We start from the raw sequence: 1,130 nt of genomic DNA, 5'->3' as shown, positions 1-1,130 counted from the left end.
CCGTGGCGCTCGTCTACGCCGCTCTGGCGCTGCCGAAGGACAACCCCGAGCCCTCCGAGTCGTTCGACTTCGTCGGCATGCTGATGCTCTCGCCGGGGCTCGCCCTCTTCCTCTACGGCGTCTCCTCGCTGCCCGACGCCGGCACGTTCGCCGACCCTTGGGTGTGGGCTCCCATGCTGGTCGGCGGGGTGCTCGTCGTCGCCTTCGTGCGCTACTCCTTCCGGCCCCGGCACCCCCTGCTCGACCTGCGGCTGTTCGCCAACCGCAACCTCACCGTCGCCACGGTGACCATGTTCGTGTTCATCATCGCGTTCATGGGCGCCGGCCTGCTGTTCCCCAGCTACTTCCTGCAGATCCGCGGCGAGTCGACGCTGACCGCCGGCCTGCTGATGGCGCCGCAGGGCCTCGGCGCGATGGTGACCATGCCGGTGGCGGGGATGCTGGCCGACCGGGTCCCCGTCGGTCGTACCGTGCCGTTCGCGCTGGTGCTCATCGCCCTCGGGTTCTTCACCTTCACCCAGATCGACCCGCAGACGTCGTACGTGCTGCTCTGCGGGTCGCTGTTCGTCATGGGCCTCGGCATGGGCGGCACCATGATGCCGATCATGACCTCGGCGCTGAAGACCCTGAAGGCCCACGAGGTGGCCCGCGGCTCCACCCTGGTCAACATCCTCCAGCAGATCGGTGGCTCCGTCGGCGCCGCCACGATGTCGGTGATCCTCACCAGCGAGATGAACGGCTCCCGGCAGATCCCCGGCGCCGTCGGCCCGGACGGTGAGCCGCTGACCGAGGCGAAGGTCGCCATCGTCGTGCAGCAGCAGCCGGAGCTCGCCGAGCGGTTCCCGGTCGACCCGTCGCTGCTCTCTCGTGGGCTCGACTTCGCCGCCAGTTCCTTCGCCACCACGTTCTGGGTCGCGTTCGCGCTGGTGCTGCTCACGTTCATCCCGGCCGCGTTCCTGCCCCGCCGGCGTGAGCCGTCGCACCTGCTCGACGACGAGCAGCCGGGGCAGGCGAAGGCCCCCGTCATCATCCACTGACGCGTCACCCGGGCCCCGGAAGGTCGGTCCGGACGCCCGGCCCCTGGCAACGCTGCGGGGGTCGGGCGTCCGGCGGGGGAGTCCGCCTCGTCG

The 1,130-nt window shown here is 70.5% G+C and carries 1 protein-coding gene; it reads left to right on the top strand.

Going from position 1 to position 1,130, the window contains the following annotated elements:
- Window positions 1-1,037, top strand: a 1,037-nt coding sequence (locus AB0B91_RS66380; RefSeq protein WP_358343332.1) for an MFS transporter, incomplete at its 5' end; no start/stop codon positions are given.
- Between the last annotated feature and the right edge of the window lie 93 nt (window positions 1,038-1,130).

The sequence above is a fragment of the Nonomuraea sp. NPDC049141 genome, assembly GCF_040648415.1.
In the GTDB taxonomy this organism is placed as follows: domain Bacteria; phylum Actinomycetota; class Actinomycetes; order Streptosporangiales; family Streptosporangiaceae; genus Nonomuraea.
The sequence above is the reverse complement of the archived record's forward strand: the minus strand, read 5'-3'. Positions and strand labels throughout refer to the sequence as shown.